Source organism: Oscillatoria salina IIICB1 (assembly GCF_020144665.1).
Taxonomy (GTDB): domain Bacteria; phylum Cyanobacteriota; class Cyanobacteriia; order Cyanobacteriales; family SIO1D9; genus IIICB1.
Genome location: NZ_JAAHBQ010000008.1, coordinates 23,778 through 43,287 on the forward strand (window position 1 = coordinate 23,778; position 19,510 = coordinate 43,287).

Consider the following 19,510-nt stretch of genomic DNA (forward strand, 5'->3'; position numbering starts at 1 on the left):
AAAATTTCGCCCAGGTCTTGTGTTTAATTGCTTTTTCGGTTATTCTTTAATTAGTTCGCTTCATAATGGAAAATATTGACAATTTTAGAGATAAAAGGATAGAGTCTCCCTTAAAAAATAATACCTGAAATTTGCCAAGAAGTAAAGAGAAAAATTAACTTAGTTTGGCGATAAGCCTCCGGCATAGCTCCGCTTACCGCGATCGAAGTATTTTCGTCTTTTCCCTCGCCGATTATTACTTTAGCCCATTGAGAGATTTTCTTCACGCCAAGTCACCAAGATAAAGAAGTTTTTAGTTAAGCTTGATGATTGATTACCCCGAAAAAAAATTTCGCCCAGGTCTTGCGTTTAATTGCTTTTTCGGTTATTCTTTAATTAGTTCGCTTCATAATGGAAAATATTGACAATTTTAGAGATAAAAGGATAGAGTCTCCCTTAAAAAATAATACCTGAAATTTGCCAAGAAGTAAAGAGAAAAATTAACCTAATTTTGAGGCAGAGTTAAAAAAGAGTCTAAAGAAACAAATTAGACTTTTGAGCTTGGGGAAAATCCCATCTTCGATTAGACTAGAAAATGCTCCACCGAGTCACTGCCTCTCAACTATGGTGCAAGAATTAACAACCACAACTACTAATTGGTCCGAATTACTGCAACAGCTACTAGACAAACAATCCCTTACCCAAACACAAGCATCAGAGTTGATGAAGGGATGGTTAAACGAAGAAATTCCCCCAGTCTTATCAGGGGCAATTTTAGCGGCAATTCAAGCTAAAGGAGTTTCCGCCGCCGAATTAGCAGGAATGGCGCAGGTATTGCAGTCTCAGTCGAAACAACAAGCAGAAATTCAACATAATCAGCCAGTAATTGATACTTGTGGGACTGGCGGAGACGGTGCCTCAACGTTTAATATTTCCACAGCCGTAGCCTTTGTTTGCGCGGCGGCAGGAGTAAAAGTCGCCAAACATGGAAATCGTTCGGCTTCGAGTAAAGTAGGTTCAGCCGACGTTTTAGAATATTTAGGAATAGACCTTACCACAGCGACAGAAAATGTGCAAGCAGCAATTGAGGAAGTAGGAATTACGTTTTTGTTCGCCCCTGGTTGGCATCCAGCAATGAAAGCTGTAGCCCCACTGCGGCGTACTTTGAAAGTTAGGACAGTATTTAATCTCCTCGGACCTTTGGTTAATCCTTTGCGTCCTACGGGACAAGTTATTGGTGTTTATGATGCTCAGTTTTTAGCAAATATTGCTCATGCTTTGCAAGAATTAGGAGTAGAAAAAGCGATTGTTCTTCATGGTAGAGAAAAACTTGATGAAGCTGGATTAGCTGCGGAAACTGATTTAGCTATCCTATCAGAGGAAAAAGTACGTCTTAGTAGTCTCAATCCGTTAGATTTGGGCTTAAAAAGTGCTTCTACTGGTGAACTTCGTGGCGGAAATGTCGAGGAAAATGCGACAATTTTGCGTAATGTTTTACAAGGAAAAGGAACTGTTGCTCAGCAAGATGTAGTGGCTTTAAATAGTTCTTTGGCGCTACAAGTTGCTGGCGTTGTCCCTCTGGGAGATGGTGTTAAGGGCATTGAGAAAGCAAGGGAAATTATTAATAGTGGTACTGCTTGGTTAAAATTAGAGGAACTGGTCAAGTTTTTCCAGAAAAATTAGTAGCGTTATTGTGAGCCGATCTACAAATATAAATTAATTTACCAATCCCCAATCCCTAATCCCCTTCAGGTTGGCTGAAATCAGGTAATGGAGTGAAGGTTGTATTGTCAGAACTGGGATCGGGGATAATGAGATTGGGATTGCTAAGATTAGCTTTTTCTTGGGCAGATTTTAAGTTAGCTTGATATTGAAGAATTTGTTCTTGAGCAGCGTCGTAATAAGGGCTATCTGGAGGAATAGTTTGTAAAGTAGCGATCGCTTCTTGCCAAAGTTCGCTAATAAACTGCCACTCTTCGGGTGTTTGGGCAGATTCGGCGCTGAAAGTGGCTACATAAGCCGCTCCTTGGGCGCGTTCGTAAATTGCGGCGATTTCTTTGTCGGCTTCAGTTTCAAGTGTTGGGACGACTTCGGGAGTTGCTGTAGGAGTTGGGGTAGGAGTATCAATAGAAGAAAAAGATAGCTGCGATCGCAGTGAATCCCAAAAAGAGTTAAACTCGCTACAGCCAGCGATCGCGAAAGCGAGAGAAACTGCAAGTAAGAAAGTTGCTCGGTGGTGAGAAGAAAGAAGTATCATCGTTGTACGTGGGATGTTCTTCTAGTGTAAACATCAACTTGGAGATCTAGCACTAAACCAGTGCCAGGAATAGGGCGATCGCTGCTAGAGTAATACTTCCAGAGCGTAATTATATCTGTTTGTAGAGATGCTATTCTACGAATTAGTAAAAGTTTTACAGTGAAACAAATATGGCAACTGGAATGATGATCGACGGTGAATGGCGCACCGAAGGTTATGAAAAAGACGAAAAAGGTAGATTCAAACGTAATCCTACCACATTCCGTAATTGGGTGACAGCCGATGGCTCAAGCGGTTTCAAAGCTGAATCAGGGCGCTATCATCTTTATGTTTCTTTTGCTTGTCCTTGGGCGCATCGGACTTTAATTATGCGTCAATTGAAAGGTTTAACTGAGGCAATTTCTCTTTCTGTTGTCGATCCTTATATGGGCGATAATGGTTGGCAATTTTCTGATGCTCCCGGGACAATTCCCGATCCAATTTTTCAGGCTCAATATTTGCGGGAAGTGTATAAAAAAGCCGATCCAAATTATACGGGACGGGTGACTGTGCCGATTTTATGGGATACACAAAAAGGGACAATTGTCAATAATGAATCTCGCGAAATTATCCGGATGTTTGACCGCGAGTTTAACGAGATTGCGAACAACAAAATTGATTTATGTCCCTCAGATTTAGAAGCAGAAATAGAGAAAACTATCGAGGCTATTTATCAACCAATTAATAATGGCGTTTATCGTGCAGGTTTTGCTCAATCTCAAACAGCTTATGAAGAAGCAGTAACGGAACTTTTTGAAGCTTTAGATTACTGGGAAACTGTCTTAGCAAAGCAGCGTTATTTGTGTGGTTCTCAACTAACAGAAGCCGATCTGTGTATGTTTACTACTTTGCTGCGTTTTGATGTTGTATATTATGTACATTTTAAATGTAATTTGCGCCATATTTACGAGTATGAGAATTTGTGGAATTATCTCAAGGATTTATATCAGCATCCAGGGGTAAAGGAAACTTGTAATTTGGCTCATATCAAGCAACATTATTATCAAAGTCATCCTCATATTAATCCGAGTGGAATTGTGGCTAAAGGTCCAATAATTAATTTTGACGAATAAGCGCGATCGCCACAAGTTTGCTCGATAAACTTAAATTAAGATTCGCAGATTCCTTGTAAGGTAGTGACAAAGTCAGGATAAGAGATTGCGGCGGCTTCCGCACCGTGGATTGTGGTCGTACCCTTGGCGTTGAGGGCAGCAATTGCTAAACTCATGGCAATGCGATGGTCTGTGCAACTATCTACTTCGGTTCCGATTAAGGTTGTACCTCCGGTAATTTCTAAGCCGTCAGGTAATTCGTGAATCTTTGCACCCATGCGATTGAGTTGGTTGGCAGTGACAGCAAGGCGATCGCTTTCTTTCACTCGCAATTCGGCTGCATCTTTAATTATAGTTGTCCCTTCGGCAAAAATTGCGGCGACGGCTAAAATAGGGATTTCATCGATTAAACGAGGTATAATATCGCCAGAAATTGTACAACTTTGCAACTTACTCGAACGCACTCGCAAATCGGCTACAGGTTCTCCGGCTACTTCTCTTTCATTTTCCTTGGTAATATTAGCACCCATCATCGCCAAAGCTTCTAAAATTCCGGTACGAGTGGGATTAACACCAACATTTTCAATTAATAACTCCGAGTCAGGAACGATCGCACCCGCAATTAACCAAAACGCGGCGGAACTAATATCTCCTGGTACAATTACAGTTTGTCCCTCTAATTTGGGTCTACCTTGAATAGTGACAGAATTAGTTTCCGGGTCTACCTTGATTTTTGCCCCAAATGCTTGTAACATTCTCTCACTATGATCGCGGGATAAAGCAGGTTCAGTAACAGTAGTTTCACCCGTTGTCATCAAACCAGCGAGAAGAACACAAGATTTAACTTGTGCAGACGCGATCGGCGAGTGATAATGAATTGGTTGTAATTCCGTCCCGCGAACAGCCAGAGGTGCGAGAGAATCACCCTTGCGTCCCCAAATTTTCGCACCCATTTGCTGTAAAGGTTTCACCACACGGGACATCGGACGCGATCGCAGCGAGTTATCCCCAGTAACAGTAAAAAAGCGTCCCGGTTGGGAAGCAAGAATACCTAACATCAATCTGAGAGTAGTACCAGAATTACCAGCATTCAAGACTTCATTAGGTTCTTGTAACAAACCCAAACCGACACCTTTAACAATAACTTCATCGGTATTTAAAGGCGAAATTTCTGCCCCCATCTGACGAAAACAACTCGCCGTACTGCGAGGGTCTTCACCCAATAATAAACCTTTGATGCGAGTTTCTCCCGACGCGATCGCACCCAACATCAACGCGCGATGGGAAATTGATTTATCACCCGGAATTTGAATCCTACCTTGTAAAGATAAACCAGCTTCCGGTCTGCGGACAATCAAGTTTTGCTGATTCGCGATATTTTTCAGTGTAACGACGACATTGTTTGACATAGTAGAGACAGTTATCAGTTAGCAGTTACCAGTTAGCAGTTATCAGTTATCAGTTAGTGACTGGGGACTGGGGATTTCAGTTATCAGTTAACAGTTATTAGTTACCAGTTATCAGTTACCAGTTATCAGTTATCAATTTGTCCAAACATTCCCACCCTTCTCACTTGTCTTCCCCCTCTCCCAAGTCTCCCTTCCCAGTCCCCAATCACCAATCACCAGTCCCCAATCACTTAAAAACATCTAAATCCAAAGCTTCGGAACCACCTTCTTCGAGTTGTTCTAAAACATTACCGAGTTGGACCCAAATCAGCAAGCCTATAAACGCCGTCATGGGAAACGCGATCGCATAAGCTACTGCGCGATCGAAGATAAAGATTTCGACACCAGAAGCGAGAAACAAACAAATTCCCAGACAAATACCTAAATAAGGTAACACTAAGCGAAACCCTCTCATTTCCGCTAGTGTCCGCGTCGAACCACTTTCAGCCCACTGTTGCACTTTTTGTTTGAGAATAGCGCTAAAAGCAGACCCACAAGTCAGTCCAATAAATAAACCCAACACAAGTAAAAAATAAGGCGGTTCCGGTAGATTGTACATAAGTGGTTAAGAGTTAGTAAAGTGGCAACAAGATAGTCGGTAGTTAATTATGCCACGACCGACTACCTTATAGTTAGTACCCGATTATTTAATCAAGGGTGCTTTCGTTTTGGGGATGGGGGTAGGTACTGTTTCGTTAGAGAAACTGCGGATCGCAGTTAGCGCAACGTTAAACAATTGTCCGGGTTGAAGGTCATCTTTAACTAAATTCCACAAGCGCTGAACTTCTTCTGTATGCAGGCGATCGTTTTCAGTCAAAGCGAGTAACAACTGACGGCGTAGATACTGACCTTCATCAGACAGTAAGTATTGTAAACCGAGTTGGGCGGTAGGTAAGAGGTTAAATTTACTATCCAAACGCGCGATCGCGATCATATTTTCCAATCTCTGCCACTGAAATGTCCCGTCTTTAAACAAGACATCAATTAAACGCCGCCGCATTTGAGGAGATTCTCCAGTTAGCAACCGTCGTGCTACATAAGGATAGGAAACTTCGATAATTTTAAACTCTGGATTTAAAGAAAGTGCTAATCCTTCCTGAGTTACCAACGAACGAATAATTAAAGCGAATTTAGCGGGAACTCGGAAAGGATAATCGTACATCAATTCCGAAAACTCGTCGGTAATCGTTTTAAAGTTGAAGTTAGCGACGCTTTCTCCCATTGCTTTTCCTAACACTTGTTCCAAAGCTGGGATAATTGGTTCGATTTGGGTATCTGGAGTTAAAAAGCCGAGGTTAACAAAATCAGCAGCTAAACCGTAGTAATCTTTGTTAATTAAATGAACGACTGAACTAGCGATCGTTTCTTTGGTAAATTCTTCTAACTGATCCATCATCCCGAAGTCAATAAACGCCATGCGACCATCGGGAAGGGCGAATAAATTACCAGGATGGGGATCGGCATGAAAAAAGCCAAATTCTAATAATTGTCGCAACCCTGCGGTTACACCAATTTCTATTAGTTTGTTTTGGTCGAGATTTGCTGCTTTAATTTTGGCAGTATCGGTCAGTTTAAATCCGTCAATCCATTCTAAAGTTAGGACGCGAGTGTTAGTATAGCGCCAATAAATTGTGGGAACTTTAACGTGAGGATCGTCACGGAAATTGGTTGCAAATTTTTCGGCATTCCGCGCTTCGTTGAGATAATCTATTTCTTCAAATAACTTACAGCCGAATTCATCGACAATTAAAGTGAGATCGTGACCGAGATTTAATGGTAGCCAGGGTGCTAGCAAACTTGCACCCCAGCGCATTAAATAGAGATCTAGGGTGACGATCGGTAATAAATCCGGTCGCTGTACTTTCACTGCGACTTCTTCACCACTATGGAGAAAAGCGCGATATACTTGACCTAGACTCGCTGCGGCTACTGGTTGGGGCGCAATTTCTTGATATAATTCGCTTACTTTGCGACTTAACTCGGTTTCGATAATCTTAAAGGCGCGATCGCTGTCAAAGGGTGGCAGTTGGTCTTGGAGTTTTGTTAATTCCTGTAAAAAATCTTTGCGAATTAAGTCTGGTCTGGTCGAAAGTGCTTGTCCTACTTTGATAAATGTTGGACCCAAGCGGGTAAGAATCTGACGTAGCTGTCGGGCGCGTTTGTATTTATCGATTTCTTGCTGACCGCGCCATTTGTCTAATTGTAAAGCGATTATGAAAGTACCAAAAAACCAGGCAATTGTCAAGGCTCTACCAATAACTTTCCACAGATGGCGGCGACAATAACGAGCGATTTCCTGCGCGTCGTAGCGCCTGATTCCTTCCTCAGACGTAATATTCGGATATCTACTCACGAACTCTTCTATTGCCTCTTAAGTTAAACAGTTTTAGTTAAATCTTAACTCTAGTATACAAAAATACACTTTTTTTTTCATTTAATTGCCATCTATCGTTAGGTAGATTGCTCGCTACCAAGTTAACCTGTCTTTGGTGTTTTGCCAAGAGAAGTTGAGAAGCGAGATCCGAGAGAATCTCCCTAGGCTCAAATGCGATCGTCTAAAATAGAGGTTCAATACCCCTAATTGAGAAAACTATGACTACTACTAAAAAAGAAGTCGAATTTCTGTTAAATAAACTACCTGACGATTGTTCTATTGAAGATATTCAATATCATCTTTATGTATTGGCTAAAATTCGTCAAGGATTAGAAGTTGCCGATCGAGAAGGTACAATTTCCCAAGTAGAAGCAGAAGGGCGTTTAAGCAAATGGCTTATCAAGTAAATTGGTCTTCTAAAGCATTAGAAGATTTAGACGATCTTGCAGCCTATATTGCTCGTGATTCTGCTGCTTACGCTGCGACAATTATTCAAAAAATACTCGACACAACCAGAAGTTTAAGTCAGTTTCCGCGATCGGGACGAATTGTTCCTGAATTAGGAGAGGAAAATATTCGAGAAAAGTTTGCTTATAACTATCGGATTATTTATCGGGTTCAAGGAGAAACTGTTACAATCGCGGCAGTTATTCATGGTAAAAGGCAGTTAGAAAATTGGGAAGATGTTTAGTTGTATAATTAGTAGAAACTAGCCAGGGCTAGTTGCTACTAATCCCAACTGAAATAGCGACTATTCTTGTGCTTCTAATTTCGCTAAACGACTCTTAAGTTCCTGATTTTCTTGTTTGAGTTGATCGAGATCCTCGCGCAACTTTTGCAAAGCTTTATCCGAACCAACTTTTTGCTGGACTTTTTTCACTGCTTCTTCAGCGCGACGACGCACCCTTCCGTCAGAAGTTTGATTAGCTAAAGCTTGTAATTGCGCGATCGCTTTTTCGGTTTCCATTTGTTCTAACCCGGAAACTACCGCAACTTGGGTTAAGAAGAAAGTTTCTGCAATAATTGCTTCTAACTGTTCGAGAATTAATTCTAATTTAGCCGGACTTTGACCAGTAGAAACCGCACCCAAACCACGAATAGCAGCTAAACGTAAAGCTTGGGGAACTCCTGGTTGAGTATATTCGAGAATTATATCCACCGCTTCGGAACAAGTTTTCATCTTACTCAAACCAGAAATTGCACCACAACGCACAACTTCATTCCAACCAGTTCTTGTCTGCAAAACTTGCTTAAAAAACTCAATTACTTCGGCTTCTTTCTCTTTTAAATTCCCAGAAACCATCTCACCTAAACAACTAATAGCTGCTGCTTCAGTGTAGTAACTAGCATCTCCTGCTTCAGCTATTTGTTTAATTTTTTCGTAACTTTCAGTAGTTTTAAATTTGCTCAAACTACTAATAACTGCGCGACGCACTTTTGTGTCTTCATCTACTAAACCAGAGATTAAAGCTTTTGCAGCTTGGTCGAGTTTGATTTTACCTAATTCTTTTGCTACCTCAACTCTTACTCCCCAAAAAGCATCATTTTGTAAAGCTTCTGCGAGTGCTTTCACGGCTTCTAATCCGCTTTTTTTGCTTAAATCAGCAGCAGCATAAATCCGAGAAATTGGATCGGGATCGTGTTTTAATTGTGCTTTTAAATTAGCAACTGGATAATCTAAAGTTACAGTTTTAAGAAGATTATTACCTAAATCAAAACTGACAAATTTAGGTTTATTTTCTAAGGGGAAGTAAAAAGATTGTTCCCGTTCGTGGATGCGAAGAGACATCGTTTTGAAATCTACATTTCCCGACTTATCTACATAGCCGAAAGCCAGGGGAATAGTTAAATCGAATAACTCGCTGTCGCTACCTGTGGAATCTTTCTTCGCTTGTTTTTGGGTGACGCTTAGTTTAGCGAGTTTACTTTTATTATCCCAGGAATAACTAACTTTGTAATCAGGATGACCACCTCGAAAAACGTATTGATCGAAAAGCGGCGCTAAATTGCGTCCGGTGGCGTTTTCAATTGCGCGTAATAAATCGATAGTTTCGACAGTTTTGTGAGCATTTTGGCGGACAAAAGTATGAATTGCTTTGTCAAAAAGTTCGTCTCCGAGAGTCGCCCGAATCATGTGATAAACACAAGCACCTTTTTCGTAAAGATGGCGATCGTAAAGTTCGATCGCTTCCCGATAAATGTTAGTTACAATGGGGCGACGATAGCGAGAAGTATCTTCAGAAATATAACTTCTGGCTTCGTTTAAAAGGTAATAAGCTGCATCGTCTTTTCCATATTCGTTTTCTGTCCACTGAACTTCCGAATAAGAGGCTGCACCTTCTTTAATCCAAGCGTGGGACCAATGTTTAATTACGACTAGATCGCCAAACCATTGATGTGCGAGTTCGTGAGCAACTAAACTTTCAGTACGTTGGTTATCAATTTCGGCGCGATCGTCGATCAGACAGCGATCGGTTAATAAGGTGGTAGAGGTGTTTTCCATCCCGCCGAAAATAAAGTCGGCGACACAAACTTGGGCGTATTTAGGGTAGGGGTAATTATAGCCATATTTTTCACTAAAAAATTCTAACATTCGTGGAGTTTTGCCCATGCTGCGTCGAGCATCTGCTTCTCTATTTTTGTCTACATAATAAGTGACGGGAATGTTATTCCATTCGTCTTTAATTTCGGCAAAATCACCAACTGCTAAGGTCATTAAATAGGTGGGATGGATTTGTTTTTGTCGCCAATGATAGATAATTGTTTTGTTTTTTTCTTCTCTAGAAATGAGTTCGCCGTTGGAGATAGCTAAGTAAGGTTGGGGGACTTGTACGCGAATTTCAGAAGTAGCTAATTGTCCGGGATAATCAAAACAAGGGAACCAAAAACGAGAGTCTTCATCTTCTCCTTGAGTCCAAACTTGAGTGGGTTTGTCAGGATAATCGGAGTCTGGGGTGATAAAATATAAACCTCGTTGGGGTCGATCGACGCGGTAAGCGATCGCGATTTCCATTTTGGCTTCGGTGGTGGGTTGAAGCAACTGGATTTGGAGTTTTTCGTCGTCGTAGTCAAAGGGCTGACTGACTTTATCGACTAATACTGAGTCGATTTTAAGATTGACTGCATCGAGAGTTAAGCTGGTTATGCCGGGAACTACAGGCTGGAGAGTAATTGTACAAGTGCCGTGAAAGCTTTCGTTGGGGATATCGAGAACTAGATCCAGGAAAATATGTTCTACCTGTCCCGGGCGATCGGGGTTATACTGAGGTTTCGCCCCTGGTAACTCAAAAGAACGCTTGCCGTTATCTTCTGTATCGAAATAATATGAGTGCAACATAGATCGAGTTCATTAATTTGCCAATAAGTTACAGAGTAGCGCAGAACTGCAATGACTAACGGGACGGTAAAATAATCTCATTTGTATTTTTCTGCGGTTTAGCAAACAAATGACTGCAACAACGATTAATAATCCAGGTTTAGCTTCGCGCTTTGTTAACGGGATACTCGCGATTAAGCCTTTGGCAAGTTTTGCTAAGTACAAGGCACGTGAGATGATGATTAAACGGGCGGAAAAAATTGGCGTACCTTGGCGTGAAGAGGTACGAAAGTTACGCCAGCATGATTGGGATCGCGAATTTGCGGAGGTGGAAAATCCTCAGTTAGTTTATCCAGAATACTATCTGCGATCGTTCCATGCTTACGATCGCGGTAATCTTAGTTGGGATGCTGCTTTAGAGGTGGAAGTTGCTGCTTATGCTGTCCATGCAGGTATTTGGCAAGATGCAGGGGCGAAGGGCGATCCGAGATTAAGACAAAGTTATCATAATTTGCTGAAAGAACAAATTCCTAGTCAACCGCAAGCTATTTTAGATCTTGGTTGTAGTGTGGGAATGAGTAGTTTTGCTTTGCAAGCAACTTATCCTAATAGTAAGGTGACGGGAATAGATTTATCGCCTTATTTTTTAGCTGTAGCTAATTATAAGAATAGACAGCGACAGCAAAATATTAGTTGGTTACACGCTGCGGCGGAAAATACAGGTTTACCCGATCGATCTTTTGATTTAGTTTCGGCATTTTTGCTTTTTCATGAGTTACCTCAAAGTGCAGCAACCGAAATTTTAGCGGAAGCACGGCGTTTGTTGCGTCCGGGCGGTTATTTGGGAATTATGGAAATGAATCCGCGATCGCAGGTTTATGCCCAAATGCCTCCTTATATCTTAACTTTGCTTAAGAGTACGGAGCCTTATCTGGATCAGTATTTTAGCTTGGATTTGGCTGACGCGATCGCTGATGCAGGTTTTGAACCACCAACTATTATTTCTAATAGTCCCCGCCATCGCACTGTGATTGCTAAAGTGAAATAAATTACCTAAAAAAACTACAAAAGTCTGCGGCACTTTTGTAGTTCGATCCTCGAGCCGATATCCCTTCAAAAAATCGTGGTATTTTTGGTAAAAAACGTTGTCAATCAGCCGCACTGAGATCCTCTTCATCGCTATTCAAAAAGAATTTTTATTTCAATTATTACAGACGATTATCAACTTCAGCGAGATCGTACCCTCATTTATCAGCTATCAGTAGATATTGGAGACAAAAAGCAATTAGTGAATCAACTGTGTTAACTGTTCGGGTGGTAACTGTTCGCTGAAACCCTAGTCCAAGGGTTCCCAAAGAAACATTCGCGAAAATTATGTGCCAAGCTTAACATTAAAAGTGTAGCTACCGAACATAGAATCTATTTACAACAGGAGCGAAGTCCAATGAGCAACTATCCAAATTTTGGCAATCCCAGATATCAAATCATCCGAGAATTGGGAAGAAACCGGGAAGGAGGACGAATTACCTATCTTGCTACTGGTGAAACTGAAAAACAAATGGTCGCCTTGAAACAGTTTCGCTTTGCTCAAGAGGATTCTAACTGGGAAGGTTACAAAACTTATCAACGCGAACTGCAACTGCTGCAAGAATTAGATTGTCCGGGTATTCCTCGCTATGTGGATGCTTTTGAGACTCCAGAAGGTTTTTCTTTGGTACAAGAATATATTCCCGCACCTTCTTTAGCTGAAAGACACAGTTTTAAACCCGATGAAATCAAACATATTGCTGTGTCAACCTTAGAAATTTTAGTGGATTTACAAAATCGCCTTCCTCCGGTTATTCATCGAGATATTAAACCAGAAAATATTTTGCTTGACGAGCGCTTAAATGTTTATTTGGTTGATTTTGGTTTAGCTCGAATTGGTTCTCAAGATGTTGCTGCTAGTAGTATAGCGGCAGGTACGCCCGGCTTTATTGCTCCGGAACAGTTATTTAATCGTCCGCTAAGTTTGGCAACCGATCTATATAGTTTGGGTGCAACTTTATTTTGTTTGCTTGCTGGTACTCGTTCGGCAGATATTGGTAAGTTAATTGATGAGAATTATCGCTTTGATTTTCAGCTTCTCGATCCGAGATTAAATAAGTCTTTTGTCAAATGGCTGAAGAAAATGTTAGAACCAGTTGTTCACAAGCGCTATCCTAATGCAGCTTCGGCTTTGGCAGCATTGAAACCTCTGGAGGTGATGAGTTCCCCAGTTAATTTAACTAATTGGAAATTAGCTGGTTTAGTTGTTGCTTTAGTCGGGATTAGTTTGGTTGGCAAATTAGAAAAGTTATCCCAACAACCAGTTCCTACTTATACACCTCCTGTGAGAGAAACCGATCTAGATTTAGCTGGACAATTTTTCCAAGAAGGGGAAAGATTGAGCGCACAAGGTGCCTATCAAAGAGCTTTAATTGCTTATGATGAAGCGATCGCGTTAAAGCCTAATTATGGGGAAGCATTTTCGAGTCGTTGTTGGGTGTTGCAACAAATGGAGCGTTATACTGAAGCATTAGCAGCTTGCGATCGCGCGCTCTCGATTAATTCTGGTTCCAAACAAACTTGGAATCGACAAGCAGGTGCTTTAGCAGGTTTGGGTAGAAATCGCGAAGCGATCGCTACTTATACTCGCGCATTGCAAATCGATCCCGATTATTATTGGGCTTGGAATGACCTCGGAGCGATCTACAATCAGGAGGGACGCTACGCTGAAGCCCTAGCTGCGGCACAAAGAGCGACAGAACTCGATCCTGACACTTATAATGCTTGGAAGGTACGCGGTGAAGCTGAACTTGGTTTACAACGTTATTCAGCCGCACTCAATTCCTTTAAGTCAGCAATTAAAATAAATCCAGAGGAATATTGGAGTTGGTATGGGCAAGGGGTAGCATTAGAAAAAATGGGTGCGCGCGCGGACGCGATCGCCTCTTACAATCGAGCAATTACTCTTAATCCTGAGTTCTATTTAGCCATCGAGAAGAAAAGGCAATTAGTGGAGAAATTAGCACCATAAATGCACGTTTTCATCCTTTTGTCAACAACAAAATTTCACTTCCAAACAGGCAAATGAGTAACTATCCAGACATTTACAGCAGAGGCTATCAAATTGAAAGCAAGTTAGGGCATAATCGGGCAGGAGGTCGAGTTACTTACAAAGCGACGAATCTCAAAACGAAGCAAACCGTAGTCATCAAACAGTTTCAGTTTGCTCAACCGGGGACTAGCTGGATGGATTACGAAGCTTATACCAGAGAAATCGAAGTTTTGATCTCGCTAGTCTCCCCTAATATTCCCCGTTACCTCGATTCCTTTGAAACCCCCACAGGTTTTTGTTTAGTTCAAGAATACAAACGAGCCTATTCACTTGCCCAACTGCGCCATTTTACTCCCCAAGAAATTAAAGAAATCGCTTTAGCAGTATTAGACGTTTTAGTTTATCTGCAATCAGTTTCTCCCCCCGTAATTCACCGCGATCTTAAACCAGAAAATATCCTGGTTGACCATTCTCAACCGCGAAATGTTTACTTGGTGGATTTCGGTTTTGCCCACCAAGGAAATCAAGATGTTGGTGTTAGCAGCGTGGTCAAAGGTACATTGGGATTTATGCCCCCGGAACAATTATTTAATCGGCAACTAAGCGAAGCCTCCGACTTATATAGCTTAGGTGTCACCTTAATTTGTCTCCTCACCAAAACCAAATCCAGCGAAGTTGGTAACTTAATTGACGAAGCCTATCGCTTTAAATTTCGCTCCCAACTACCAGAAATTAGCGGGCAATTTGTGCGTTGGTTAGAGAAAATGGTCGCACCCAACCCCAAAAAGCGCTATCCCAATGCAGTTGCCGCCAAAGCCGCCTTAAAAAATATTCCCGTCACCGACAAAGGTTTACAACTACAACTAGGCGAGAAATTAGTTAAACAAATAAAAACAATGTCTGTAGCGATCGCCAAACCCGCAACCACCCTATGCTGGATTTTAACACTCAGCGCGATCGCCTCCTTCAACACCTATCGAACCCATTCCCCGCAACAAAAATTCACTTCTCACAGTCAAATTATCAATCCCCTCAGTCAATTACGCGACACTGGTAAATGTCCCGGTTGCTATCTACCAGAAGCCAATCTCGAAGGCGCAAACTTGCAAAATGCCGACTTAGAAGCCGCCTATCTCAGAAGAGTTAATTTCGAGGGTGCATACCTCCGAGGCGCAAACTTTCGCGATGCCTTTCTTAAAGGTGCTAACCTAGAACAAACTTACCTCCGCGCCGCCAACCTTAATAACGTTAAACTCGAAGGTGCGAACCTCCAAAACGCTAATTTAGGAGGAGTAAATATGCAATTTGCTAACTTAGTCAAAGCATATTTTAAAAGTGCTAACTTAGAGTTTGCCAACCTCAAAAGTGCCAACCTGAAAAAGGCTAACCTGGAGTTTGCTAACCTCAAAAGTGCTGACTTAACTAATGCTTATCTCGAAGATGCTTCTCTCGAAGGAGTTCAATTAGAAAACGCCCACTTAATCGGAGCAAAACTGAAAAATGCCCAGTTACATTCTGCTGACTTAGCAAATGCCGAACTTTCCGGCGCCAACTTAGAAAATGCCAATCTCGAAGGTGCTGATTTAGCTGGGGCTGACCTCGCTGGAGCAAATCTTAAAAATGCCAATCTTTGGAACGCTAATTTAGTCGGTGCCAAGCTTAAAGGTGCAATCCTTCCTGATGGAACAAAACATGAATAAACAGCGCTCGGTTATCAGTAACCAGTTAATAAACATCAACTCCTAAATTATAACCAATAATTCACTATTTCCTAGCCAACAACAATTACTAACCATGACACTAAATCGCGACTTTTCTAACTACAACTATCAAATTAGTAAAGAATTAGGCAGAAATCGACAAGGTGGACGAATTACTTACCTAGGTAATAATCTCGACTCCGAACAACAAGTAGTAATTAAAGAATTTCGCTTCGCCGATCCTGATTCGAGTTGGGCAGGTTTTAAATCCTGCGAACGAGAAGTACAAATGCTGCAAAAGCTCGAACATCCAGGCATTCCTCGCTATCTGGATTGCTTTGAAACCGAAACAGGTTTTTGTATCGTTCAAGAATACAAACAAGCGCCATCTCTAGCAGAAGTTGACCATTTTACTCCCGAAGAAATCAAGCAAATTGCTGTTGAAATTTTAGAAATTTTAGCTTATCTCCAAGCGCAAGAACCACCCATAATTCATCGCGATCTTAAACCAGAAAATATTTTAGTTAACTCTACAGAACCACTGGAAGTAACCTTAGTCGATTTTGGTTTTGCTACGGGCGAAGGCGATGTCACCAGCAGTAGCTTAGTCAAAGGAACAGTTGGCTTTATGCCACCCGAACAATTACTGAATCACGAACTTAGTTTAGCTTCAGATTTATACAGTTTAGCGATAACTTTAATTTGCTTATTAACTCAAACAAAAACTAACCAAATCGGCAAATTAATTGACGAAAATTATCGCATCAACTTCAAACATCTTTGCCCAAATCTCAGCCGAAAGTTTCTTGACTGGCTAGAAAAAATGGCAGCACCAAATCCGAAAAATCGCTTTCCGAATGCAGCCGCAGCCCTGGAAGCTTTGCAACCAATAGCAGTATTTACACCTTCTTGGCGAGATAATTTAAAACAAAAACAACCTACTTTAGTATTCGGCTTAACTAGCATAACTGCTTTTGCTTTAGGATTAGGTATTACTGTCGCCAGTTTAGAGCAAAGTTATACAGAAATTGCCGCTCAACAAGAAGTTAGTTCCACCTCTCAAGAATTTAGCGAATATACTAACTGTCCTGGTTGTAGTTTAGCAGGATATAATCTCCAAGGTGAAAACCTACGCGACGCTCAATTAGAAGGTGTAGATTTAGAAGGTGCTAATCTGAAAGGCGCCAATTTGAGTGGGGCAAATTTACGGGGTGCAAATCTCCGTGGAGCGCAACTCCAAGGTGCCGATCTAACTTATGCTCAGTTACATGGTGTAGACTTAACTTATGCTCAGTTACAAGGAGCAAAATTGCAAAATTCTGACTTAGAAGGTGCTGATTTAAGTCACGCTCAATTACGGGGTGCTAATTTAGAAAAAGTTAGTTTACGCGATACGAAAATTAACTATGCGACTCAGTTAACAGATAAGTGGCGTTTGGTTTGGCGGATTGTGAATAATGGTGCTGAAGGTGTCGATCTAAAAAATGTTGACTTATCAGGTGCAAATCTAAATTTTGCTAATTTACGTTGGGCAAATTTAGAAGGTGTAAATTTAGAAGGTGCTTTTTTGCAAGGTGCTTTTTTAGAAGGCGCACAACTTCGCAATGCTAGTCTGTTTGCTGCTAATTTAGAAGGAACAAATCTCCAAGATGCTAATTTGGAAAATGTGAATTTGCGAGAAGCTTTTTTGCAGAATGCCGATCTAGAAAATGCTTATTTGTATCGGGCATTTATGCAAAATGCAATGTTATATGATGCTAATTTGCGAAGTGCTAATTTGCAGGATGCTGACATTAGTGATGCTAATTTCCAAGGTGCGAATTTGCAAGATACGATTATGCCATAGATTGCTTGACTCGTAAACGGGCGGCTACACTAATATAGACCATAGATTAGCCCGCCTTTGCGGGCTAAATTGTCTAGAGATTTTCCGCTCGAATAAAGAATTATGGTGCTTGTAAAGCGACCAATTTTTCTTCTGTCAAGCGCGATCGGAAAATACCATCATCAGCCAGAAGTAAAATCATCTGTAAACGAGAGTCAGGTTGGAGATGCAAATCCGCCCAAGGTACGGCTATTTCCAAACAGCGATCGACAGCAAAACTTGCTTGTGTCGAACAAGGATACCACTGAAAATGTTCTCCCGCTTCTTCTAGCCAAATTTTGCCTGTGAGGAAATTAATTCCTAAATGATGGTGGAACAAATAATTAAGCGGTTCGCGATCGGGTAATTCTGCTAAAGGTGCAGGACTATTGAAACAAATAGCATCAGGATAATACCACAGTAAATGTAACTCGCTCGGCAAATTTTGACCGAATTGTACGCCCGATTTGAAATCCAAACGCAGATAAAAATTCAGGTGATCTAAACCATAGAAAAGTCGTTGAATTTCGCTGCTGCGGTGCATAGTACCTCGCGCCCCACCAATTTCGAGCATTCCCGCTTTATCCCAATCTTGCTCATCGCCTTTACCATCAATAATTGGATGAATGAAACTGCGAGGAATTTCTCTATTTTTATGTTCGTGGGGTTCTACTGGTTGATGTAACTGAGGTGGAATTGGTTCATTTAAAGCCTGATAAATCGCAGATAAATGTTCGCGAAATAGCCGATCGAACATCGCATCATGGTTAGAAGAATGTCCTTCACCAAACCACCAAAACCAATCCGAACCTTCAGCCGCATCTAAAGCTGACCAAACTTCAGGATTATTTTCTTCAGTTGCTTCTGGATGTTTAGCTAATATTTGTCTGGCTTGGTAAAGTAAATCCCAAGCGCGATTTTTAACTGGATCGCCAATCCAAGTGGTAAAACTACCATCGACCCAAGAACCACTGTGTAACTTAGCTGTAGGAATTGTTTCAGTTGGGGGGAACTTTTCGAGAAATTCAGAGACAGTAACCAATTTGAAACAAGAGCGATCGCTCAATTGTTGATAAAGTGCTTCCAAGAAGGGTTGACCATCTTGTTGATAAAATTCCCAACAATTTTCCCCATCGAGAGCGATCGTCACTAACCAAGGTTGTTCTAAACTGGTAGTCGAACCTTTTTGTCGTTCCTGAAGAGTAGAGGCGATCGCGTCTAAATGTCCGACCAAATCTCTTGCCGCTTCTAACGGTTTCATTGCACCATAGGTAAAACCAATCAAATCTGATAAGCGATGATCCCGAAACACAATCGACAAATCTCCGTGAGGAGTTGACAAACGATAAGGACGATAAAGAAATTCCGGTTCCCGGACATTTCCTCGTTCATCGCGGTGGAAAAAGTGATGTAAACTCCAACCTAATACCGCCTCATCCGAACAAATCCACTGAAAACCCTGTTTGGCAATATAAGGCAAAATCGCCGGACTAACCGACTGTTCGCTGGGCCACAACCCACGGGGAATACAACCAAAGCGATCTTGATAATTTTCCCAAGCTTTGCGTAAATGGCGAGAAAGATCTTCTGCCCACTGAAAGCGTTGCTGTGGTAAATTCATTTGCGGTACAGCTACCCGTCCCGCATTCGTATCCGCCAATAAAGGTAAAATTGGGTGCGTGTAAGGAGTCGTCGTTACCTCCAACTGACCCGCATCTTGCATTTTGCGATGTTGAGGAATAATTCGACTGATAATTTGTCTTTGCTTCGAGTAGATACGCTGTCTATCCGCTAGAGTAAAATCTTTTCCTTGTTTTAACCAAGTAGCAATTTCTGGATCGTCCCAAAACAGAGGATCGATCCAAGCTAAATTATGCCATGCCAGCAAATCGCTGTAATCCTGGTTTGTCCAATTCGCCAAACACCAAGGTTCGCCTTTTTCCTGATGCTGTTGGTATAACTGCCTGTAGCGTGGATGGGGATCGATTAAAGTATGATGGTTAGCATCAAAAAAGTGTCTAACAATAAACTCTCGTTGTTGTTTGTCAAGTTGTTCGGTCGGAGTGAGAGTAACTGCTAGATAAGGGTCCATCGCTTCACCCGCAGCATAATCTTCTAACTGCAAAATTAGCGAAGGAACCAAATTTACCGTTTGATGCAGCTTAGGATACTTTTCCAGTAATAAGACCAAATCCAAGTAATCCTTTGTACCGTGTAGCCGCACCCAAGGCAAGCGATACTGTCCCATCGGAGATGAGATTGCTTCGCGAGACTTATAAAGTGGTTGATGCTGATGCCAGATAAAAGCAACGTAGAGAGGATAAGGCATAGTAATTTTTCCGAACCATAAATAATAAGTTAAGGGCAGACCCCAAGCAAAGTCAAAAGTAAGTGACTTCTCT

Annotated in this window: 15 protein-coding genes; 8 read left to right on the forward strand and 7 right to left on the reverse strand. The window is 41.5% G+C overall.

All coding sequences use genetic code 11. From position 1 onward, the window contains the following. Positions 1-110: 110 nt before the first annotated feature. Positions 111-266 carry a hypothetical protein gene (locus G3T18_RS02785; protein ID WP_224409000.1) on the reverse strand — a complete coding sequence of 52 codons (156 nt, stop codon included), beginning with the start codon at positions 264-266 and terminating at the stop codon, positions 111-113. A gap of 337 nt (positions 267-603) precedes the next feature. Between G3T18_RS02785 and trpD the strand changes: the two genes are divergently transcribed. Then, complete coding sequence (gene trpD, locus G3T18_RS02790; RefSeq protein WP_224409001.1) at positions 604-1,662, forward strand: anthranilate phosphoribosyltransferase; 1,059 nt, start codon at positions 604-606, stop codon at positions 1,660-1,662. Between the two features lie 55 nt (positions 1,663-1,717). Here the strand turns inward: trpD and G3T18_RS02795 are convergent, their stop codons facing one another. Then, the gene (locus tag G3T18_RS02795) at positions 1,718-2,236 is read right to left on the reverse strand and encodes a hypothetical protein (RefSeq protein ID WP_224409002.1); all 519 of its coding nucleotides are present in this window, start codon (positions 2,234-2,236) and stop codon (positions 1,718-1,720) included. A 170-nt stretch (positions 2,237-2,406) separates the two neighbouring features. On the opposite strand from G3T18_RS02795, the gene G3T18_RS02800 reads away from it, so the two are divergent. Next, entirely contained in the window at positions 2,407-3,348 is a 942-nt protein-coding gene (locus tag G3T18_RS02800) for a glutathione S-transferase family protein (protein ID WP_318013920.1), read from the forward strand. 35 nt (positions 3,349-3,383) lie between these two features. Here the strand turns inward: G3T18_RS02800 and aroA are convergent, their stop codons facing one another. From aroA to G3T18_RS02815, 3 genes are all read right to left on the reverse strand, one after another. Then, entirely contained in the window at positions 3,384-4,736 is a 1,353-nt protein-coding gene (aroA, locus tag G3T18_RS02805) for a 3-phosphoshikimate 1-carboxyvinyltransferase (protein WP_224409003.1), read from the reverse strand. Positions 4,737-4,962: 226 nt separating this feature from the next. Next, positions 4,963-5,334 carry a hypothetical protein gene (locus G3T18_RS02810; protein ID WP_224409004.1) on the reverse strand — a complete coding sequence of 124 codons (372 nt, stop codon included), beginning with the start codon at positions 5,332-5,334 and terminating at the stop codon, positions 4,963-4,965. Between the two features lie 84 nt (positions 5,335-5,418). Next, positions 5,419-7,128: an ABC1 kinase family protein gene (locus G3T18_RS02815; protein WP_224409005.1), complete on the reverse strand. Its 1,710-nt coding sequence runs from the start codon at positions 7,126-7,128 to the stop codon at positions 5,419-5,421. A gap of 239 nt (positions 7,129-7,367) precedes the next feature. Between G3T18_RS02815 and G3T18_RS02820 the strand changes: the two genes are divergently transcribed. Both G3T18_RS02820 and G3T18_RS02825 read left to right on the forward strand, forming a co-directional pair. Further along, positions 7,368-7,556: a hypothetical protein gene (locus G3T18_RS02820; protein WP_224409006.1), complete on the forward strand. Its 189-nt coding sequence runs from the start codon at positions 7,368-7,370 to the stop codon at positions 7,554-7,556. Continuing rightward, positions 7,541-7,840 (forward strand): type II toxin-antitoxin system RelE/ParE family toxin, encoded by a 300-nt coding sequence (locus tag G3T18_RS02825; RefSeq protein WP_224409007.1) that lies wholly within the window; start codon positions 7,541-7,543, stop codon positions 7,838-7,840. The genes G3T18_RS02820 and G3T18_RS02825 overlap by 16 nt, the downstream gene beginning before the upstream one ends. Before the next feature lie 60 nt (positions 7,841-7,900). Here G3T18_RS02825 and G3T18_RS02830 read toward each other — a convergent pair whose 3' ends face one another. Next, on the reverse strand, positions 7,901-10,486 hold the full coding sequence (locus tag G3T18_RS02830) for a M1 family metallopeptidase (RefSeq protein ID WP_224409008.1): 2,586 nt from the start codon (positions 10,484-10,486) through the stop codon (positions 7,901-7,903). Between the two features lie 109 nt (positions 10,487-10,595). On the opposite strand from G3T18_RS02830, the gene G3T18_RS02835 reads away from it, so the two are divergent. From G3T18_RS02835 to G3T18_RS02850, 4 genes are all read left to right on the forward strand, one after another. Beyond that, entirely contained in the window at positions 10,596-11,513 is a 918-nt protein-coding gene (locus tag G3T18_RS02835) for a class I SAM-dependent methyltransferase (protein ID WP_224409009.1), read from the forward strand. Between the two features lie 396 nt (positions 11,514-11,909). Then, entirely contained in the window at positions 11,910-13,523 is a 1,614-nt protein-coding gene (locus G3T18_RS02840) for a protein kinase domain-containing protein (RefSeq protein WP_224409010.1), read from the forward strand. Between the two features lie 53 nt (positions 13,524-13,576). Beyond that, on the forward strand, positions 13,577-15,244 hold the full coding sequence (locus G3T18_RS02845; RefSeq protein WP_224409011.1) for a serine/threonine-protein kinase: 1,668 nt from the start codon (positions 13,577-13,579) through the stop codon (positions 15,242-15,244). Positions 15,245-15,338: 94 nt separating this feature from the next. Beyond that, on the forward strand, positions 15,339-17,090 hold the full coding sequence (locus G3T18_RS02850; protein ID WP_224409012.1) for a serine/threonine-protein kinase: 1,752 nt from the start codon (positions 15,339-15,341) through the stop codon (positions 17,088-17,090). Positions 17,091-17,190: 100 nt separating this feature from the next. On the opposite strand, the gene G3T18_RS02855 is transcribed toward G3T18_RS02850, so the two are convergent. After that, positions 17,191-19,437: a glycoside hydrolase gene (locus tag G3T18_RS02855; RefSeq protein ID WP_224409013.1), complete on the reverse strand. Its 2,247-nt coding sequence runs from the start codon at positions 19,435-19,437 to the stop codon at positions 17,191-17,193. Positions 19,438-19,510 lie beyond the last annotated feature (73 nt).

What these genes read in the sequence shown, in the direction of transcription:
- trpD (WP_224409001.1), top strand. Translation starts at nt 604, where the DNA reads ATGGTGCAAGAATTAACAACCACAACTACTAATTGGTCCGAATTACTG.
- G3T18_RS02795 (WP_224409002.1), bottom strand. Translation starts at nt 2,236, where the DNA reads ATGATACTTCTTTCTTCTCACCACCGAGCAACTTTCTTACTTGCAGTT.
- G3T18_RS02800 (WP_318013920.1), top strand. Translation starts at nt 2,407, where the DNA reads ATGGCAACTGGAATGATGATCGACGGTGAATGGCGCACCGAAGGTTAT.
- aroA (WP_224409003.1), bottom strand. Translation starts at nt 4,736, where the DNA reads ATGTCAAACAATGTCGTCGTTACACTGAAAAATATCGCGAATCAGCAA.
- G3T18_RS02810 (WP_224409004.1), bottom strand. Translation starts at nt 5,334, where the DNA reads ATGTACAATCTACCGGAACCGCCTTATTTTTTACTTGTGTTGGGTTTA.
- G3T18_RS02820 (WP_224409006.1), top strand. Translation starts at nt 7,368, where the DNA reads ATGACTACTACTAAAAAAGAAGTCGAATTTCTGTTAAATAAACTACCT.
- G3T18_RS02825 (WP_224409007.1), top strand. Translation starts at nt 7,541, where the DNA reads ATGGCTTATCAAGTAAATTGGTCTTCTAAAGCATTAGAAGATTTAGAC.
- G3T18_RS02830 (WP_224409008.1), bottom strand. Translation starts at nt 10,486, where the DNA reads ATGTTGCACTCATATTATTTCGATACAGAAGATAACGGCAAGCGTTCT.
- G3T18_RS02835 (WP_224409009.1), top strand. Translation starts at nt 10,596, where the DNA reads ATGACTGCAACAACGATTAATAATCCAGGTTTAGCTTCGCGCTTTGTT.
- G3T18_RS02840 (WP_224409010.1), top strand. Translation starts at nt 11,910, where the DNA reads ATGAGCAACTATCCAAATTTTGGCAATCCCAGATATCAAATCATCCGA.
- G3T18_RS02845 (WP_224409011.1), top strand. Translation starts at nt 13,577, where the DNA reads ATGAGTAACTATCCAGACATTTACAGCAGAGGCTATCAAATTGAAAGC.
- G3T18_RS02850 (WP_224409012.1), top strand. Translation starts at nt 15,339, where the DNA reads ATGACACTAAATCGCGACTTTTCTAACTACAACTATCAAATTAGTAAA.
- G3T18_RS02855 (WP_224409013.1), bottom strand. Translation starts at nt 19,437, where the DNA reads ATGCCTTATCCTCTCTACGTTGCTTTTATCTGGCATCAGCATCAACCA.